We start from the raw sequence: 16,666 nt of genomic DNA on the forward strand, positions 1-16,666 counted from the left end.
TTGGGCCGAATACGTTGGGCTTAGAACTAGACAAGCGAGAAGCCGCCATCCACAACAAGATTCTCAGCATTGACAAAGCTGCTTTCATCCGAGGCGAGGAATAAGACAGCCTTCGCTATCTCCTCCGGTTCGCCAGTCCTTCCAGACGGTGTCTTCGCGGCTGACGCGGCGGCATATTCCTTGATCTGGTCGTCGTTCATGCCAATCGCACTATAGCCAGGGGTGATGACAACGCCTGGACTGACCGCATTTACCCGAATCCGTCTAGGCTTGAGGTCGGCTGCCCAGCCTCGGGCGAAATTGCGCACAGCAGCCTTCGCACCCGAATACATACTGAATGAGTCCATACCTTTGCTTTCAGTGATCGAAGAGTTGAGGATGATGGACCCGCCGTCCTTCATCAATGGAAGAAGTTTCTGGACCGTGAAGACGACGCCCTTGACGTTGGTGTCAAAAATCTTGTGATAATGTTCTTCGCTGACATCTGCAATGGGCGCAAAAGTCCCGGAGCCCGCGTTTGCGAAGATGATATCCAACACCACTCCCTTTGCCTTCAGTCCTTCCGCGAGTCGTGCGAGATCTCCAAGATTGGAAACGTCCCCTTGGATGCCCGTAGCGGCGTGTCCAATTTCCTTGACAGCAGCGTTTAGCGCCTCCTGTCGGCGTCCTGTGATAAAGACCTGCGCTCCCTCTTGAGCAAAGAGCTTCGCTGTTGCTAAACCAATACCGCTATTGCCGCCCGTAACCACTGCTGTCTTCCCGGTGAGTTTGCCCATTGTTTGTTCCTTTCGTAAAGCCGAACTCCGCAAAGTGATCTCAAGTCCTGTTCTATGTCTTCGCGTTTTGAAGCCGTCTTATTTAGCCTCGTTATGGGATGAAGAAGAACATCCATCGACGTGTCCAAAACTCTGGTGTTTGTAACCGGCGCGATTTTTTATCGAGCTAGAAGCCCAACTCGTGATTCGCCGTGAGGCTTGCGTAGGTGGAAGCGAGCGTCAAACGCTGCCGCTCTCGCCTGCACTCTATCGGCGTCTTGGTTGTCAACCGGCCAAAGATCCGGGCAAAGTGCTGCTGCGTCTGAAAACCGCATTCGGCGGCGATGTCGATGACCGGAGCCTCGGACTCGTCCAGGAGTGTCTTCGCCTTGCAAACCCGAAGTCGAAGCAAGTATTGGTGCGGCGAAGTGCCGGTGGCTGACTTGAACCGCTGAGAGAAGTACGCCGCGCTCAAGCCTGCCTCGCGTGCCAACTCGGCGAGAGTCAGAGTGCTCGAGAGACGTTCGCTGATCATAGAGAGCACTCGACGAAACTGGGACGGGGATAGGCCGTCATCCGCGGCACTCATGGGTGGAAGACAACTCACGTTCGAGACTAGAGAATCCGACATCACTCCATTAGGGCTGGTAGCGGATTCAGACTCTAATAGACTTATGCGTACGCGTTGTCCGTCCTGCTCGACCCAGGCGAGGCCCGGGATAAGCTTGAGCGATGCGCTCTCATCAGCCGTTGCGAACTGCATCTGGATTCGCGCAGCATCATGCACCAAGAACGGCTTTCTTGGTGGAATCAAGTCCGATAGGGGAGAAACCCGGCGACGTCTGTACTCAGTCATGCCTGCCTCACTTTTCGGTTCACCGTCCCCATTGGGGCTCGATGCCTTTAGTGACGGTAGAACAGCAAGCCTGCGTCGGAAACCCCACAAACTTGAGGTTTCACCTCTGGATTTCTCTAGGCACCTTCGGGGAATCTAGCCGCCGCGCACAAATCTCTGCAGGCGCGACCACTTGGACGGCCGCGCATTCTCCATGAGTACGGAATTGGGCACCGTTAAACTCACCTCAGTGCCGATGCCCTGTGAAGAAGTGAAGGCTAGCTCTGCATTAAGGAAGCGAGCTCGTTCGCGCATCCCAGCAAGACCAAAATGACCGGAACGTCCCTCCTTAAGAGTCTTTGTATCGACACCGTTACCGTCATCCGAGATGCGAAGCTGGAAGTCTTCCGCATAAACGATTTGCACTTTCAGGTTTGTCCCCCCCGAATGCAAGCATCCGTTGTTGATTGCTTCGAAGCCGATACGGTAAATTTCTTCGCGGACACATACCGACATCGCGATTGGCTCGCCGATAAGCTCGAAACTTGTCTCCATTGTGCCGGAAAGCGCGCAATCGTCGACAGCATCTTGCAAGAGAGATTCAATTGTTTGTTGCTCAATCACCGGAGCGCGAAGCGACCGGAGAGCGGCCCGCCCCTCCTCCATCGCATTTCCTAACCACGTTGAGAGCATCTGAAGCCGCGGTTTAACCTCGTCCTGTTCGTTCAATTGAGCGAGAGCGGTATCGGCAAGCATCTTACTTCCCTGTATGGTCTGCAGCAATGTGTCGTGCATGTCCCGTGCGATTCTAGTCCGTTCCGCGAGACGCTCGTCGTAGCGAGCTTGCGCGTCTCGTCGGACCGTGCGAATCCTGAGCCGGTAAGCCATAACGATCGCAAGCGAGCATGCTGCGATACAGCCGAGGATGAAAGACTTCGTCTGGTACCAGGCCGGAAGGATCGTGAACGAGAGTGTAGCTTCCTTAGTGCTCCACACTCCATCGGCATTGCTCGCTACAACGCGAAACATGTAGTGGCCTGGTCCTAGATCGGTATAGAAGGCATCTCTCAGCTTGGTGATGTCTTGCCACTCCTTGTCATGCCCATCTAGGCGATAGCGAAATTGGAGTCGCTCCGGGACGCTCAGCGAAGGTGCTGTGTAACGAAGGTCTACATCCTCTGTCAGCGGGGCAAGATCTATTCCTTGCACTGCTTTGTGCTCGACGTGGCGGGCCACGATCGCTTCTATTTGCACCGGCGGTGGAGGAATTTCCGTTCTGGAATGCGTCGGATCTACAACCTGTACCTCTGTGCCATTCGCAAACCAGAGATCGCCGTCTGTCGATATCGCTACAAGCGAAGAGAAATCTGCGATATTCGGCAGAGCGCCATCGAGGACATCGAAAAGACGAGATGTTACAGAATACTTCGGGTCCGCCTTGAACCTCGATAGCTCTGCACTGGCAACAAATACCAGCCCACATGAGGCGTAGGCCCAAAGGTTCTCGTTATGATCGAGGATGATGGAGTGAATGTGAGCGCACGGAAGGCCATTCGTCGTATCGAGGAACCAGGAATCCCGCTGGTTGAAATACTCAATGCCGCGAGCGGTGGAGGCCCACTTCGATCCATCTCTGGAGAAGGCGAAATTGTTCCGCCTGATGATAGTGTGAGGACTCCACGGTTCAATCCGACCTTGGTCGTCGAGAATTAGGGCATTACGGGAGTTTCCCAGATCCAGGAAGAGTCCACCATCCGGATTCGCGGCCATAACATTAGGGTCAGAGTGCAGACTCACAGATTCGAGAGATTCTGAGGCGGAATCGAAGCGCAAGAGTCTGTAAGGCCGGCCACTCACGAGTACGAAAATATTCTGCTGCGTATCCTCCACGATTCCAACCACCACTCCACTGGACCTCTTATGATGGTCGAGGATTCGGGTAAAGCGGCCTTGTGAAAAGACATAGAGATCAGTATCGACCCCGACCCAAAGCCGTCCGGTGTGATCCTCCATGATGGAAGTCACGCGCTGGCCTGGAAGGCCGTCCTTTTTTAGGTAATTGGTTACCTGCCCATTCTTCAGGAAGCTGAGGCTGCCGCGGTTTCCGATCCAAACTCCACCATTCTTCGACGACGCGACGGAATCGACGTAGTCGCCAGCGAGTCCCTCGCTGGTGGAGAATGTCCTGACGATGAGGTTTCGAAAACGGTCCAATCCTCTCTTCGTACCAACCCAGACATCGCCCTCGCGGTCTTCGTAGAGGCTAGACACAGAGTTTCCCGATAGTCCCTCTGTCTCCCCAAAGTGATCAATCCCGTCCGGTCGGATTCGAAAGATTCCTTGATCGGCTGTACCGACCCAGACCGTACCGTCACGATCAATCAGTGTAGCCGTAACACTCCAAAAGCTATTTGATGAAGGCGAGGTATAGGCATCACGCCAAATATTGTCGCTAAGGCTTTGTAAGCCAAGACCGGGCCCCGTTCTTGCGATACCGACGAGAAGGGAGCCATCGGGGCGCGGCGTGAGGGATTCGATCCCAGTGGACGCCTCCGCGGAATCGAGTTCTGGGTGGGGGTAGGTTCGGAAAGCCCCAGGTCGACCGTGCAGAAGATGCGTTGAGTCTGCGACCCAGATGTCTCCATTCTTGTCGACGGCGAGGGCCTCGGCATACGGTAATGGGATACCGTCTACTGCCGTGAAACAATGCATTGCCTTTCCGAGGACTTCGCAGAGGGCACCTTCACCTGGAGAAATCCGGGATCTCGTGAACCAGACTGTGCCTTGGTTATCCAATCGGATCGCATTAACGTGCGAGCGCGGCCCCTCGATGCGTTCCGACTGACCATGCTTCATGTGGCGGATAGATTGCGAAGTCCCAACCCATAGGCTTCCGTCAGGAGAAGCCTCCAGTGTAGTGATCATCCCGTCGCCGGCTGGAAGGAACCGCACACCGTCATATCTGAGCAGCCCGTTATCGGTTCCAATCCAAAGGTATCCGTCTGCTGTCTGACTCACAGCGTTCACTGCCCCGCTGAAGGCACCGTCGCGGATACGCCAAGCGGTGTGGCCCAATTGAGATACACGCGAGTCCGGTTCAAGGGCGCAACAAGGACCGCTTGCCGTTAGCAGAAGACCAAGCGCGACGAGTTGAACGACACCTCTCATAGATGCGGTCAAATCTCCAATAGACCGCGGCGGAGCGCGATCATGACGGCATGTGTTCGATCATTTGCTTGCAGCTTTTGGGAAAGGTTCTTAATATGAAAATTTACCGTGGCTTCTGCTATGTTCAAGTCGGACGCGATTTGTTTGTTTCGTCTTCCATCCCGGATAAGTCTCAAGACACTCAGTTCTCGCTCTGTCAGCTTCTCGTCCGCCATTCGTTCCGCGACGCGGGTCGCGAATCTGTGTGGAACATGCTTGCTACCCTCATGCACCGACTGGATAATGGCAACGAGATCTTGCATCGGTAGGCTCTTAAGCACGTAGGCCGAGGCACCTCCGCGCATGGCACGGCGTATATCCGCGTCGTCCTCGGATGTTGTTAGGATGACCACGCGTGCATCTGAATTCATCTTTCTGATTTCTGCCAGAGCGGCGAACCCGTCGGTTCCAGGCAAACGCAAATCCAGAAGCGTGACATCTGGAGCATGACGGCGATATTGCTCCAGCGCTTCCAAGGAGTTTGACGCCGTGGCAATAAGTTCCATGTCAGGCCGCAGGCTGAGCACTGCTCGCAAGCCCTCGCGAAAGACCGGATGATCTTCTACGCTGAGGATACGAATTGTCGGTACTTTGCTCATTGTGAACAAACCAAGTCGCATAGGTCGCTGTTGTCAGTTTATCGCTGCCATTCCTTCCTTGCTGCGTCGATTGCCCCAGCGGACGCGCGAAGTTCCGCGATCTCCGCGGATGTGGGTTGACTTTGTGAGCTTACCTGCCACCCGTTGAGTCGGACTTCGAGAGGAATACCGCAAACTCCGTGAATATCGTGGAACTGGCCGCTCAATTGAACTTGCCCATGCACCCTTCGTCCGTCCGCGACCACCGCGGCGGAAAGGATCTCTAGCGTTGCGTTGGCCGTGGCATTGGGCGTCGAGTGAATCTGCGATTGTGTGATGAACGGTTCGACCATGATTCTTGTGCTGGGGGCAATCTCTTCCATGAGTTCGTACGCCTCCGCAAGCTGATGAGTTGAGATGAGTTCCTCAAGCCTTTTGCGTGTCATGGCAGCCTCTTCCTTGATATTGGTATGCTCATACCGCGCCTTGAGTGCATCCAGGCGAGAGGTACTCTCAGGATCGTCGACGGTTAGATGAACGGAGCTCCACATAGGAACCATTGCCTCCCCGTGTTCTCCGAGCACGCTTGCCCGGACGAGCGAGCGATGAACGCCGAGTTGCGAGGCAATTGCACGGGCAAAACGAAGCGAATCCTGTTGCGCACCGATGCCAATGACCTTCTCTGGGCCTAAATGGGCTGCAAAGATCGCGACGGCAAGTTCCACGGGATTGCTGACGACGAGAAAGAGGGGGCAGCCCGCTGACTTACGGAATCGCTCTGCCAGTCTTTCGAAAAGAGGGAGATTGGCGTGGGCAAGATCGCGGCGAGTTCGTCGATTCTTTGAAATTGTTTGGCCCGCCGCAATCACGACAATGTCAGTGCAAAGATGTTCGATCGATGCACAAATTATGAGGCGGACCGCAGCTTCGTCAAAGGCATCCAGTAGGTCCATACGTGTTGCGTAGAGCCGACCGTTACTTTCAGGGGTACCTCGACCAAGAAGGATGATTTCGTCACCTGGATTGAGCACAGAGCTTTTCAGCATGTGCATGAGAAGCGTCGAGCCTACGGCGCCTCCTGCTCCGACAATTGCTACCCGCAGTGCCACTCGCTCTTCTCCTTTTGTAGCTTCCAGGACATTTCAATCGCCCGTCACATCAAATATTGACGATCTGTTTGCAGCCAGCACAAAAGCTCGCCTGCGTGTCTTTTCTCACACTCATTTTGGAGAGTACTGATAGCCGTTGCCTTACCCTCCAACATTCAGCTTCCGCACAAGTAGTTCTTCCGATGTGCGCCATAGCCGTTCCGCCATGACGAGATCGGTAAGATACTTACTGCCTCCAGTAATTTGGCAGTCGGCCCAATACTGTCCTGAGACCCCTTCCACCAGTGGGCTGGCCGCAAGCAGGCATTGTGTCGCGGCCCCCTGTGACGCGGTTTTGAAAAACAGCTCAGCAATGGAGAGAACAAGAGAAACGGGAAACTGGATGCTGCGATTGAGATCTGTTCCTCTAACCGCTCCGGGATGAAGGGAGTTCACCACAATTCCACGGGGTGCCAGGCGGCGTGATAGCTCGCCTGCGAATATCGAAAGAGCAAGCTTTGACTGGCCGTAAAACTTCGACGCACTATAGTCACGGTGACCATCAAGATCATCAAACCGGATGCCTTCCTTCGGAGCTTGATTCTTGCCGGCACTGCTACTGACTATCACTACCCTACCCTTCTTATCTGGAAGCTTAGGAAGCAGCTTATTTACTAAGAGAAAGTGTGACAGGTAATTCACGAGGAACTGCATCTCGATTCCATCGCGCGTTGTTGCTTGCTTCGATCCCGTGATGCCTGCATTGGCGACGATCACATCAATCTTCTCGAAGCGTTCGGATATAAAGTCCGCAGCATGTATCACCGATTGGAGGTCCGACTGGTCGCACCCCACGGCCGTTGCTTGAGTGTCCGTCCGCAAGCATGCGTTTTGAGCCTTATTAAGTGAGCGAGCAATACCGATGACCCGTGCGCCCTTCGCACTCAGAGCCCGCATCGTCTCGAATCCTATGCCGCCACTGCAACCTGTAACCACGACCGTTCTATCTGAAAGGTCGAGACCGGCAAGCACTTCATCCGCAGTCGATTTGGACCCAAATGGCGTCTTGATCATGAGTTTTCTCCAAAAACGTCCCGATTTTGGAAGATACGGGATCGTCTATTCATTTGATTACCTGCCACTTCGTCCCATGTGCTCAATCCTAAGGTTTTCGAGTCCGATCTTGCTGTGGAGACGTGAGGAGTGCGGCTCGCGGCTGGACGCCGCCGAGCCGCATCCGTGCACAGACCAATGATCCTGTGTCTATTCCTTCGCTGAATGCATCGCCATGAGCGCTTATGGGCGTTGTGACTGTCCATTTCCAAAAATGCGTGCTAGCGTAGCCAACATGACAGACTTGCGCCTTGCGTCGAAAGGGCACGTCTGTGCAACAGGTTCGGAGACTTGCTGCACAGCCTGAAGTTTGGGCCTTGGAGAAAACTCATGTGTTTCTTGATATATCGAGGCAACGTCCGTCCATTGCTGATTCGAGTGGCCAGCTCCCGAGCCGACGCGAGATGATCTTCGGCGCCCTAGCAACAGTCGGAGTTGGTTATATAAAACAGGAGAAATCGATGGCGAACAAACTAACCCTTGTTGTACGATTCCGCATTCCCGAACCGCAGAAGCAGATGTTTCTGGCCAAGCTCCGCGACGTGTTCACGCATATCGTGAAGGAGGAAAACTTCGTTGAGGCATCTCTCGTAGAGGACATGCGAGATCCTGAGAGCATCCTGAATTATGAGGTTTGGGATGAAACTCCTGATTCGTTTATGAAGAGCCAAATGACCAGACCTTATCGGGCTGACTTCGAACAGATGATTGCTGACCTGAAAATCGAGCGGACTCCGGCCTTGTATTCAACGATCGAGGACTGGAAGAGGGCTTAGCGGGAGGGCATCAAGGTGAGCAACGGGACTAGAATCATGTGGAACGGCACCGTCTGGGCTCTTCCATTTCCTGAGCAGCTGAAGGCCGCAAGGATTGCCGGCTGTACTTCCATCGCTATCACTCCGTCGGACTACAACAAGTGGCTCGGCACAAGTACGCCAACCTCAGATCTCAAGTCTATGGCGAGGGATGAAGGTGTGGAAATTACTCATCTCGATTAGTTCGTTCGCTGGACAAACGATTGGAAGCCAAACCTGCGCGGCCTGAACTTTCCTATCGACATTGTGGGTTTCGACGCCGACGACTTTTTCCGTATGGCAAGCGCTCTCCAGGTCAACTCCTTCACTGCGTGGAGTGGGTTCGCTTCTGGGCGCTATTCTCTAGCCGAAATTGAGGACGCATTCGGCCAGCTTTGTGCACGCGCATCTCAGGAAGGGCTTCGTTGCGACCTTGAGTTCATCCCAGTTTTAGGTGTTCATTCATTGAAAATGGCATGGGATATCCTACGACATGTCAATGCCGAAAATAGCGGCATTGTCTTTGACTTCTGGCACTATATGCGAAGCGGACCCGATGAGGCATTATTGCGCAGCATTCCTGGCGAGAAGATCACAGCAGTCCAGCTATGCGACGCGACCGCCTACGTTCCTGAAGGGATGTCGCTCGCCTATGACGGTTTGAATAACCGTCTAGCTCCAGGCGATGGAGCATTCCCAATTGTCAGCCTCGTCAAGACGCTCCGAGAAATGGGTGCCCTTAACAATGTCGGAGTCGAGGTGTTCTCGCCACGTTTTGATCGCTTGGATGCACAAACAATTGGGAATCTCACGCGCGAAGTGTTTGATCGCTTTCTTGCATCAGATTGGTCCTAGATTCCCGATACGGTTTACAGCAGTTTAGTCTCCGTTTGCTCACGCTACCTGACTCCAGCCTTTGAGCTGGAGTTTGTGCATGTGCACTTAGGAAACACGTGATGTTGCCGCTGCCTCGAAGCCTTGAGCGAGTGCATCGATCCAAAGCCGAGCTTCTGGACACATGGGTACGAGTCATACCCAGTACAACAAAAGAGAGCGGGCCAAGGGCCTTAGACGTCCGAATTGCAGAACCCGCGGGCAGCGTCCAGTTATTTGCGCGGCCCACCCATATGAAAGCGAGTGACGACAAGCTATGAAGGACATTCTCAACCTTATTCCGGCGCAGGAAGGTGTTCGCGAGATCAAGCCAAACGAAGGAAAGCCTTTTGATCTGGGCCCAGTACACTTTCGCTGGAAGGTTCGCAGCGAAGATAGCGCACATACCTACACGATGTTCGAGCTGCATTTGGCGCCGGGCGGCGGAGTCGACCTTCACAGCCACGCCTCTCCCGAGACTTTCTACGTACTCGAAGGCGAAGCGACCTTCTTCCGTATCACAAAGGGCGTGCAGGAAGCAGTCCTCTGCGGTCCCGGGACGACTATCGTCATCCCGCCCAATGCTCTTCACGCGCTCTTCAACAAGAGCGACAAGGATTGCCGGTTACTCGATGTTTCCACAGGTTCTCATCAAGACTTCTTTGATTCGGTGCAGAAAGCCGACCGGGCGGAAAACTTTGCTGCTATGAAGCCGAAAGTCGCAGCACATCGCCTGTCCGAGATCGCCCGCGAGAACGAGATGTACCTGGCCGCCTACGACGTGAATACGGAGAGAGAGGTGTAGTCCATGACCAAGCCTGAACATACGACAACAGCTTTTAACCGCACCGCGACTCTCGATTCAACGGTTGCCTATATGGGAAGCCTGATGACATTTCTTGCGAAAGCGTCGGAAACCGATGGGCGCTTCGCCCTGATGGAGTATTACACCAAGCCCGGGAACGAACCACCACCACACATTCATGATCGTGAGCACGAGATGTATTTCGTGCTTGATGGCTCAATGCGCTTTTACTGTGAAGACAAAACGATAGATATCCACGCGGGTGACGTTGTTTTTCTTCCTCAAGGGAAGGCGCATGCCTTCAACTGCACTTCGGCTCAAGTACGCACATTGATTCTTGTAGCGGCGTCGGGCGAAGGTTCCGTAGGGCTTGACAACTACTTTCAGACGATGGGGGAGGCCACGCGAAGCATGTCTCTTCCGGAGCATGCCACAACGTACGTGGAGGACACTCCTGAGCGAGCCATCAAGGCGTGCCATGACAATGGCATTTATGTGATGTCCGAAGAGGAGACAAGGCTCGCATTACCACAGTATCCGGGCTTCGGCGTGCCTGTTCGCTGACATCGAAAACTCAGAATAGGAGGTCGAGTATGACAACAGTTGGTGACGTAACAGAAATTGAACGCTTCGAAGATATGCGTTACACGGCAATGCTTCACAAGGATCTCACCACCCTGAACCGGCTTCTGCACGACAACATGATTCATGTTCACTCCACAGGAAATCAGCACACGAAAGCTGACTATCTCAAAGGACTCGAAGAAGGCCAATTCGTGTACCGGCAGATTGATCGTTCTCACCAGGAGGTCCTATTGCAGGGTCCGGTAGCCTTGGTTTTCAACCATTTGTTCTTGCGCCTGACTCTAATGGGGAAAGACATCGAACTGCACAACCGAGCTCTCACCGTCTGGGTTCTTGAGAAGGGATCTTGGCAAATGCTCGCTATGCAGTCGACTCTAGAACCTTCAGCCGCACAAAAATAGCTCTCGACACAGACGAAAGACCAAGAGGAAATCTAGACCTATGCCGACCATCCTCGATCCGATACAAATCGGTGAACTTACACTGCCGAACCGAGTACTGATGGCGCCGATGACTCGTCTCCGCGCGACGGTTGACAACGTTCCGACGCCGATGATGACGGAATACTACACGCAGAGAGCTTCCGCAGGGCTCATCATTGCCGAAGCCACGCCGATCTCGCCCGGGGCTCTCGGGTACGCGCAGGTGCCTGGCATATGGTCAGGGGCACAAGTTCAAGCCTGGAGGAGCATTACAACTTCGGTGCACTCGCATGACGGCCGGATCTATTTGCAACTATGGCATGTCGGCCGTATCTCCGATCCGATTTTTCTGAATGGCGAGCTTCCAGTCGCGCCGTCTGCCATCGCCGCTGCCGGGCACGTCTCGCTTGTTCGACCTCAGAAGGCATTCGTCACTCCCCGCGCGCTGGAAACCCATGAGGTGCACGAAGTTATCGAGGAGTTTCGGCTAGCAGCTCAGAATGCGGAGCGTGCCGGCTTCGATGGCGTAGAGATTCATGGTGCAACCGGTTATCTGCTCGACCAATTTCTTGAATCAGGAACGAATGTCCGCACGGATGAATTCGGCGGTTCAGTTGAGAATCGTGCCCGCCTGCTGCTCGAAGTAGCTGACGCATGTGTTTCCGTATTTGGCGCCGGGCGCGTTGCGATGCGCATCTCTCCCCGCGCCGATAGACATGATATGTCCGATGCGAGTCCTGCCGAGACCTTTAGTTACGTAGCGCGCGAGGCTGGCAAACGAAACTTAGCTTACCTCCACGCTCGCGAATATAGGGCGGACGATTCGCTTGGCCCCCGCCTAAAGCAAGAGTTTGGCGGTATCTATGTCGCTAATGAAAACTTCACCTTCGCGAGTGCGAACGAGAGTTTGGCCAAGGGGGAGGCCGACGCCGTTTCATTTGGCCGACTCTTCATCGCGAATCCCGAGCTTCCACGGAGTTTCGCGGAAGGTATCGATCTAGACCAACCTGACCCAACGACCTTCTATGCTCATGGCCCTGAGGGATATGTTGACAAAGTCGTTCGCTGAAGAGCCACTACTGCATGCGTTTCGTTGGAATTGAAAGCTCGATGATGACGATGAAATGAAGTCGGTGTTGGCATCAAAAACGCATGTTCTGTCGTAAACCAAAAGGAAAACTTGTGAAAATGATGAAGTGTGACATTCGAGCCGAACGTGAAAGCGCCATCCAAGGCGGCGCTACATGGACTATTCCCGCTGCGAAGCTTTTGCTGTGGGGATTCATTGCTGTAGCGACAACGAGCCAGGCACAGTCTCGCAGTAATGAACAGAAGGCCCTATTCCAAAAAGCAACTGCAGTGTGGACGGCCTTCCAAAACAAAGATATGAAAACGATGCAGACCCTCATGTCACCCAATTTCGTCTTCATCGGGAAAGAGGGGATTCTGTCGGGAGCGGAAGTGGGGGCGCAAAATTGCACGCTTCACTCCTTCGCTTTGAAATCTGATCAAATGCGCCCTTTAGGGTCGCGTGCCGCTGTCCTGACGTACCGAGCAGAGCAGGATTACGAATGTAACGGCCAAACGGAGTCCAAAGAACTACTCGTGAGCGATAGCTTCTCCTTCATCGACGGCAAGTGGCTACTCGTTGCTCATGCAGAGGTGGCTCCTGTAGGCCCCGCAATGCCCTAATCAATGCCCGCGCCACCTCATCGAATGAATGGAGGCGAGATCTACCAGTCTACACAAACCCTCCGGTGCTTCCATCCCGTGCGACATAGTCGCCGTGCGCGTCTAGCGGCAGTTTTCCGAAGAGAATGACCCAATTTTCGGACTTTTGGACACACGTCGCTGGCCCGCTCCACCTAAAACAGAATAGGCGCGCCGCAGAAAAGCTTTCAATGTCGGGAGTTTCTGAATAGCGGCCTGCATACCCTGCTATATGCGATGACTTGGTTAGGGCCACCGACAGCAGCGAAGAGTGAGGCAAATTGAATGACAAGTACTGATAAACAAGTAACACCGAGCGCTTATTCCCGTGAAGTTAATGTGGCCTCAACAATCAAGTACATGGGGCAAGTGATTACTCTGCTTGCGAAGGGGTCCGAAACCAACGGACGGTTAGCCTTTATGGAAGTCAAGGTTCGTCCAGGGCTAGAGCCGCCCGTTCATATCCACGAGCGGGAGCACGAGCTCTTTTTCGTGCTTGAAGGTTCTGTTCGCTTCTACACTCCAGATAAAACCTTCGATGCGCACGCCGGTGGTGTGGGCTTTCTGCCTCAGGGAAAGGCTCACACGTTCGCGTGTCTCACGGATGAGGTGCGAGCTCTTATCCTGGTAGGCGCCACCGGACCGGAGACCGTGGGCATGGATGGCTACCTGCTCCAGATGGGCGAAGCGGCACGCGACCTTTCAGTCCCGGACCCCTCCACTATCGCACCGATTGAGGATCCAACAGAGACGATTCAGGTCGGAGCCTCTTGGGGTATTCGTTTCCTTTCGCCGGAAGACACGAAGAAAGCCCTACCCGAATATCCGGGTTTCGGCGTACGCGTATCCTAGTTCGTCCGAAGATTACAGACGGGTCAGATCACTCATAGCGGGCTTCGGCCGTCTGTAGTTTCACTATATAGAAGGAGGTTTTATCCATGGCTCATAAACCTGAATTCATCCTTGCCGGTGTGCTCATGAAGCAGCAGCTATCGGGTAAAGACACGAGCGGCACGTTTTCGCTGTTTGAGAACCGGAGCGGTGGACAATCAAAGACCCCGATTCATGTGCATGCAAACGACGACGAGACGCTCTTCATCATGGAGGGCGAGATGAAAGCCCTGATCGCCGGGGAGGAGCAGACCATCAAGGCGGGAGAGTCGGTCTTTCTGCCTCGAGGCATCCCACATCAGCTTATGAATACAAGCGGTCTGCCAGCGCATTACATGCTGCTTTGCACGCCAAGCGGTTTTGAAGGTTTTCTTGCAGAGGGTGGCCGTCTAAGGGTTGAAAACGAAGAAGTTGGTCCACCCTGGCCGGAGGACATCGATAGATTGAAGGCCGCAGCTCCGAAGTTCGGAATTACGTTGCTTTCCGGCTGGTAGACGCTTGTTGAACGAAGTCTCACTAACTCTGCAGGGAGGTTGTGATGAATCGACGTGCGTTTACTTCCCACGGGGTCGGGGCAGCATTAGCCGCTCTGATCCCGTCTTCAGCAAGTGCGCAGTCAAGACCTGCCCCTAGCCCATCCGATCTAGCCCAGGAACTGCCGAGTGCCCTCCCGGTGCCCGCAGCTTTTGCCGCTTTGCGCGAGCTTCCTGACCCGCCGTCAGAAGCTGTGTCGCAGAAGCTCTTGCCTGGCTTCAAATCCCATCGTATCCAAACGTCGGGTGCGGAGATCAATGTTCTCACCAAGGGTAGTGGGCGTCCACTGCTCCTAATCCACGGACATCCGGAGACCCATCTGACTTGGCACAAGATAGCACCAGCCTTGGCCGAAGAATACACCGTCGTCATTCCGGATCTTCGAGGCTATGGTGATTCCAGCAAACCAGGGTATAGCCCTGATCACATCAATTACTCGTTCCGCGCCATGGCTCTGGATCAAGTGGAGGTTATGAAGCAATTGGGGCATCAGCGCTTCATGGTGGCGGGACATGATCGCGGCGGCCGTGTTGCCCATCGGCTTTGCCTGGACCATTCTGAGGTAGTCGACAAGGTGGCAGTTCTTGACGTAGCACCGACTCTAACCATGTATCAACAGACGAGCAAGGAATTTGCCACGAAGTACGTATGGTGGTTTTTACAGATTCAGCCTTCGCCTATGCCCGAACACTTGATTGGTCTCGATTCCGTCTTCTACCTTCGGGATCATCTTGCGATGCAAGGCAAGACGCCGGGAGCGATCTCTCCCGAGGTCATGGCGGAATACATCCGCTGCTACTGCTGCGTCGGCACAATACGCGCCGTCTGCGAAGACTATCGTGCTGCCGCCGGCATCGACCTCGAGCATGATCGCGACGATGACAGCCGAAACAATTACATTCAAGCTCCTCTGCTTGCCCTCTGGGGCGCCAAGGGAACTGTGGGTCACTTGTGGGATGTTCTTGCCACATGGAGAGCCAAGAGCAACAACGTAGTGTCTGGGAAACCACTTCCGTGCGGTCATTTGTTGCCGGAAGAAGATGCCGACGGCGTGTTAGCGGAGTTTCGGGCATTCTTCCGTGCATGAGGCGACTCATAAGGTATTTGCTAGCCATCTGCGTAGATTCTTCGGCTGCTCACGCCGCAGCACAGCGGACGGCCTCTCCCAATGGCGGGACAAGCCCTAGCGCCTGGTTCAGCTACTTCGGAGATCAACCGGTTTCAGACCACTGGGCGGTGCATTTGGAGGGTTCCTATCGCAGGACTCTGGATTTATCCCAATTCGAACAGGTTGAATTACGTCCTGGCCTTTCTCTTAGCGAAAGCGACGCGAATTAAAGCTTCCTGGCGTATACATTTATCGATTCCCACACCACGAGCGGCGGGACCTTCGCTACCGCTCCTGCTGTTGTCCGGCAGATTGAGAACCGACTGTTCGAACAGCACCAAATCACAATGAAGCTCTCGCACCGCAGTGGATCGGTTCCTGCGATAGTCCAGCGTTTTCGCTTGGAGCAGCGATGGAAAGAGACAGCGCAAGCTGTGCAGAGATACGGCCCCATCGAATTCAGTGAGCGCGCGCGTTATCGTCTCACAACAAAGCTACCGCTTAGCAATTCGACAACCTCCACGCATTAGAACGAGGTTTACACCGACGCCAGCGTGAAGAAGACTCACTTCAATGCTGACGTCACCTATGGCGCTCTAGGTTCGCGACTGAGCGACTATTGGGCAATCGAAGTCGGTTATCAGTTCCGCTACGCGTCTAACATTGTCATGCTCGCGGCCTATGCGACCATCGGCAACTGGAATCGGGCGATGCGACATTTCCCTCCTATCGTTACCTTCATTGTGGGCGTCGCTTTCGCCAAGTTTGTCATCTCTCGTAAAAGTAGAATCAAATTCATGCCGAGGCTCTGCTGCCAGGTCTTAGAACTCTCAGCGCTCGTGACCCTGACAGCTTTCGCTTCCCGCTTACCAAACGTTCTCGTCGTGCCATTCATCTCCTGTATGGCTGGCCTTCAGGTTGGCACCTTCGACTCCGTGACGGGGTGGAAATTCAATAGTGCGATGACCACGGGGAATATCAAGAGCATGACGACAGGGTTCGTGCGCTGGTTCCAGGGTGAGGATGTGGACCGAAGCAAGGGACAAGCCTTGGTTTCTGCATGTGCATGTGCCTCCTTCTTCGTAGGAGCGCTTTTCGGAGCCTACTGCACGAGAAGGTTCAGGACCTACGCCTTGGCACCCTGTGTCCTGCTGGTCTTGATGGGATCACTGCTGACTTGGACACAGCACTCCACGATTGGCGACGACGCCTAGTCCACCTTTCCGATGGAACGTGCAAGGAGTCGGGCATTTAGACAAGACGACTCCCTGTCGACCAAGGCAGAGTGAATTATCACACCTTGTCTTCAGCGCGCGCTGAAGACGTTACTCAGTGGCCTAGAGTGCTAAGAAGGAAGAGGAGTTCAGC

17 protein-coding genes and 2 pseudogenes are annotated in these 16,666 nt (G+C 54.2%); 12 read left to right on the forward strand and 7 right to left on the reverse strand.

Going from position 1 to position 16,666, the window contains the following annotated elements:
- Positions 1-26 precede the first annotated feature (26 nt).
- The 7 genes and pseudogenes from OHL20_RS04645 to OHL20_RS04670 form a co-directional block, all read right to left on the reverse strand.
- The gene (locus OHL20_RS04645; RefSeq protein WP_263382040.1) at positions 27-776 is read right to left on the reverse strand and encodes an SDR family oxidoreductase; all 750 of its coding nucleotides are present in this window, start codon (positions 774-776) and stop codon (positions 27-29) included.
- Positions 777-942: 166 nt separating this feature from the next.
- Complete coding sequence (locus tag OHL20_RS04650; RefSeq protein WP_263382041.1) at positions 943-1,290, reverse strand: helix-turn-helix domain-containing protein; 348 nt, start codon at positions 1,288-1,290, stop codon at positions 943-945.
- A gap of 456 nt (positions 1,291-1,746) precedes the next feature.
- Positions 1,747-4,302 carry a ligand-binding sensor domain-containing protein gene (locus tag OHL20_RS04655; RefSeq protein WP_263382042.1) on the reverse strand — a complete coding sequence of 852 codons (2,556 nt, stop codon included), beginning with the start codon at positions 4,300-4,302 and terminating at the stop codon, positions 1,747-1,749.
- A gap of 264 nt (positions 4,303-4,566) precedes the next feature.
- Positions 4,567-4,758 (reverse strand): annotated as a pseudogene (locus OHL20_RS25150) (hypothetical protein); the annotation flags it as partial.
- An 8-nt stretch (positions 4,759-4,766) separates the two neighbouring features.
- Positions 4,767-5,396 (reverse strand): response regulator, encoded by a 630-nt coding sequence (locus OHL20_RS04660; RefSeq protein ID WP_263382043.1) that lies wholly within the window; start codon positions 5,394-5,396, stop codon positions 4,767-4,769.
- Between the two features lie 38 nt (positions 5,397-5,434).
- The gene (locus OHL20_RS04665) at positions 5,435-6,484 is read right to left on the reverse strand and encodes a lactate/malate family dehydrogenase (protein WP_263382044.1); all 1,050 of its coding nucleotides are present in this window, start codon (positions 6,482-6,484) and stop codon (positions 5,435-5,437) included.
- Between the two features lie 141 nt (positions 6,485-6,625).
- Positions 6,626-7,537 (reverse strand): SDR family NAD(P)-dependent oxidoreductase, encoded by a 912-nt coding sequence (locus OHL20_RS04670; RefSeq protein ID WP_263382045.1) that lies wholly within the window; start codon positions 7,535-7,537, stop codon positions 6,626-6,628.
- 371 nt (positions 7,538-7,908) lie between these two features.
- Between OHL20_RS04670 and OHL20_RS04675 the strand changes: the two genes are divergently transcribed.
- From OHL20_RS04675 to OHL20_RS04725, 12 genes and pseudogenes are all read left to right on the forward strand, one after another.
- Positions 7,909-8,352, forward strand: a complete 444-nt coding sequence (locus tag OHL20_RS04675; protein ID WP_263382046.1) for an antibiotic biosynthesis monooxygenase family protein — start codon at positions 7,909-7,911, stop codon at positions 8,350-8,352.
- A gap of 315 nt (positions 8,353-8,667) precedes the next feature.
- Entirely contained in the window at positions 8,668-9,225 is a 558-nt protein-coding gene (locus OHL20_RS04680) for a sugar phosphate isomerase/epimerase family protein (protein WP_263382047.1), read from the forward strand.
- A gap of 295 nt (positions 9,226-9,520) precedes the next feature.
- Complete coding sequence (locus OHL20_RS04685; protein WP_114205786.1) at positions 9,521-10,048, forward strand: cupin domain-containing protein; 528 nt, start codon at positions 9,521-9,523, stop codon at positions 10,046-10,048.
- Positions 10,049-10,051: 3 nt separating this feature from the next.
- Positions 10,052-10,612 (forward strand): cupin domain-containing protein, encoded by a 561-nt coding sequence (locus OHL20_RS04690; RefSeq protein WP_263382048.1) that lies wholly within the window; start codon positions 10,052-10,054, stop codon positions 10,610-10,612.
- Between the two features lie 29 nt (positions 10,613-10,641).
- The gene (locus OHL20_RS04695; RefSeq protein ID WP_263382049.1) at positions 10,642-11,034 is read left to right on the forward strand and encodes a nuclear transport factor 2 family protein; all 393 of its coding nucleotides are present in this window, start codon (positions 10,642-10,644) and stop codon (positions 11,032-11,034) included.
- Between the two features lie 40 nt (positions 11,035-11,074).
- Complete coding sequence (locus OHL20_RS04700) at positions 11,075-12,124, forward strand: alkene reductase (protein ID WP_263382050.1); 1,050 nt, start codon at positions 11,075-11,077, stop codon at positions 12,122-12,124.
- Between the two features lie 119 nt (positions 12,125-12,243).
- On the forward strand, positions 12,244-12,747 hold the full coding sequence (locus OHL20_RS04705) for a nuclear transport factor 2 family protein (RefSeq protein ID WP_236657502.1): 504 nt from the start codon (positions 12,244-12,246) through the stop codon (positions 12,745-12,747).
- A gap of 357 nt (positions 12,748-13,104) precedes the next feature.
- Positions 13,105-13,617: a cupin domain-containing protein gene (locus OHL20_RS04710; protein WP_263382051.1), complete on the forward strand. Its 513-nt coding sequence runs from the start codon at positions 13,105-13,107 to the stop codon at positions 13,615-13,617.
- Between the two features lie 86 nt (positions 13,618-13,703).
- A complete protein-coding gene (locus OHL20_RS04715) occupies positions 13,704-14,150 on the forward strand; it encodes a cupin domain-containing protein (protein WP_263382052.1) in 447 nt (148 codons plus the stop codon).
- Positions 14,151-14,194: 44 nt separating this feature from the next.
- Positions 14,195-15,277: an alpha/beta fold hydrolase gene (locus OHL20_RS04720; RefSeq protein WP_263382053.1), complete on the forward strand. Its 1,083-nt coding sequence runs from the start codon at positions 14,195-14,197 to the stop codon at positions 15,275-15,277.
- A pseudogene (locus OHL20_RS25155) lies at positions 15,274-15,828 on the forward strand (DUF2490 domain-containing protein). The gene OHL20_RS04720 and the pseudogene OHL20_RS25155 overlap by 4 nt, the downstream one beginning before the upstream one ends.
- 24 nt (positions 15,829-15,852) lie before the next feature.
- The gene (locus OHL20_RS04725) at positions 15,853-16,512 is read left to right on the forward strand and encodes a YoaK family protein (RefSeq protein WP_263382054.1); all 660 of its coding nucleotides are present in this window, start codon (positions 15,853-15,855) and stop codon (positions 16,510-16,512) included.
- Positions 16,513-16,666: the final 154 nt, after the last annotated feature.

Origin of the sequence: Granulicella arctica (assembly GCF_025685605.1) — a bacterium.
Classification (GTDB): Bacteria; Acidobacteriota; Terriglobia; order Terriglobales; family Acidobacteriaceae; genus Edaphobacter; species Edaphobacter arcticus.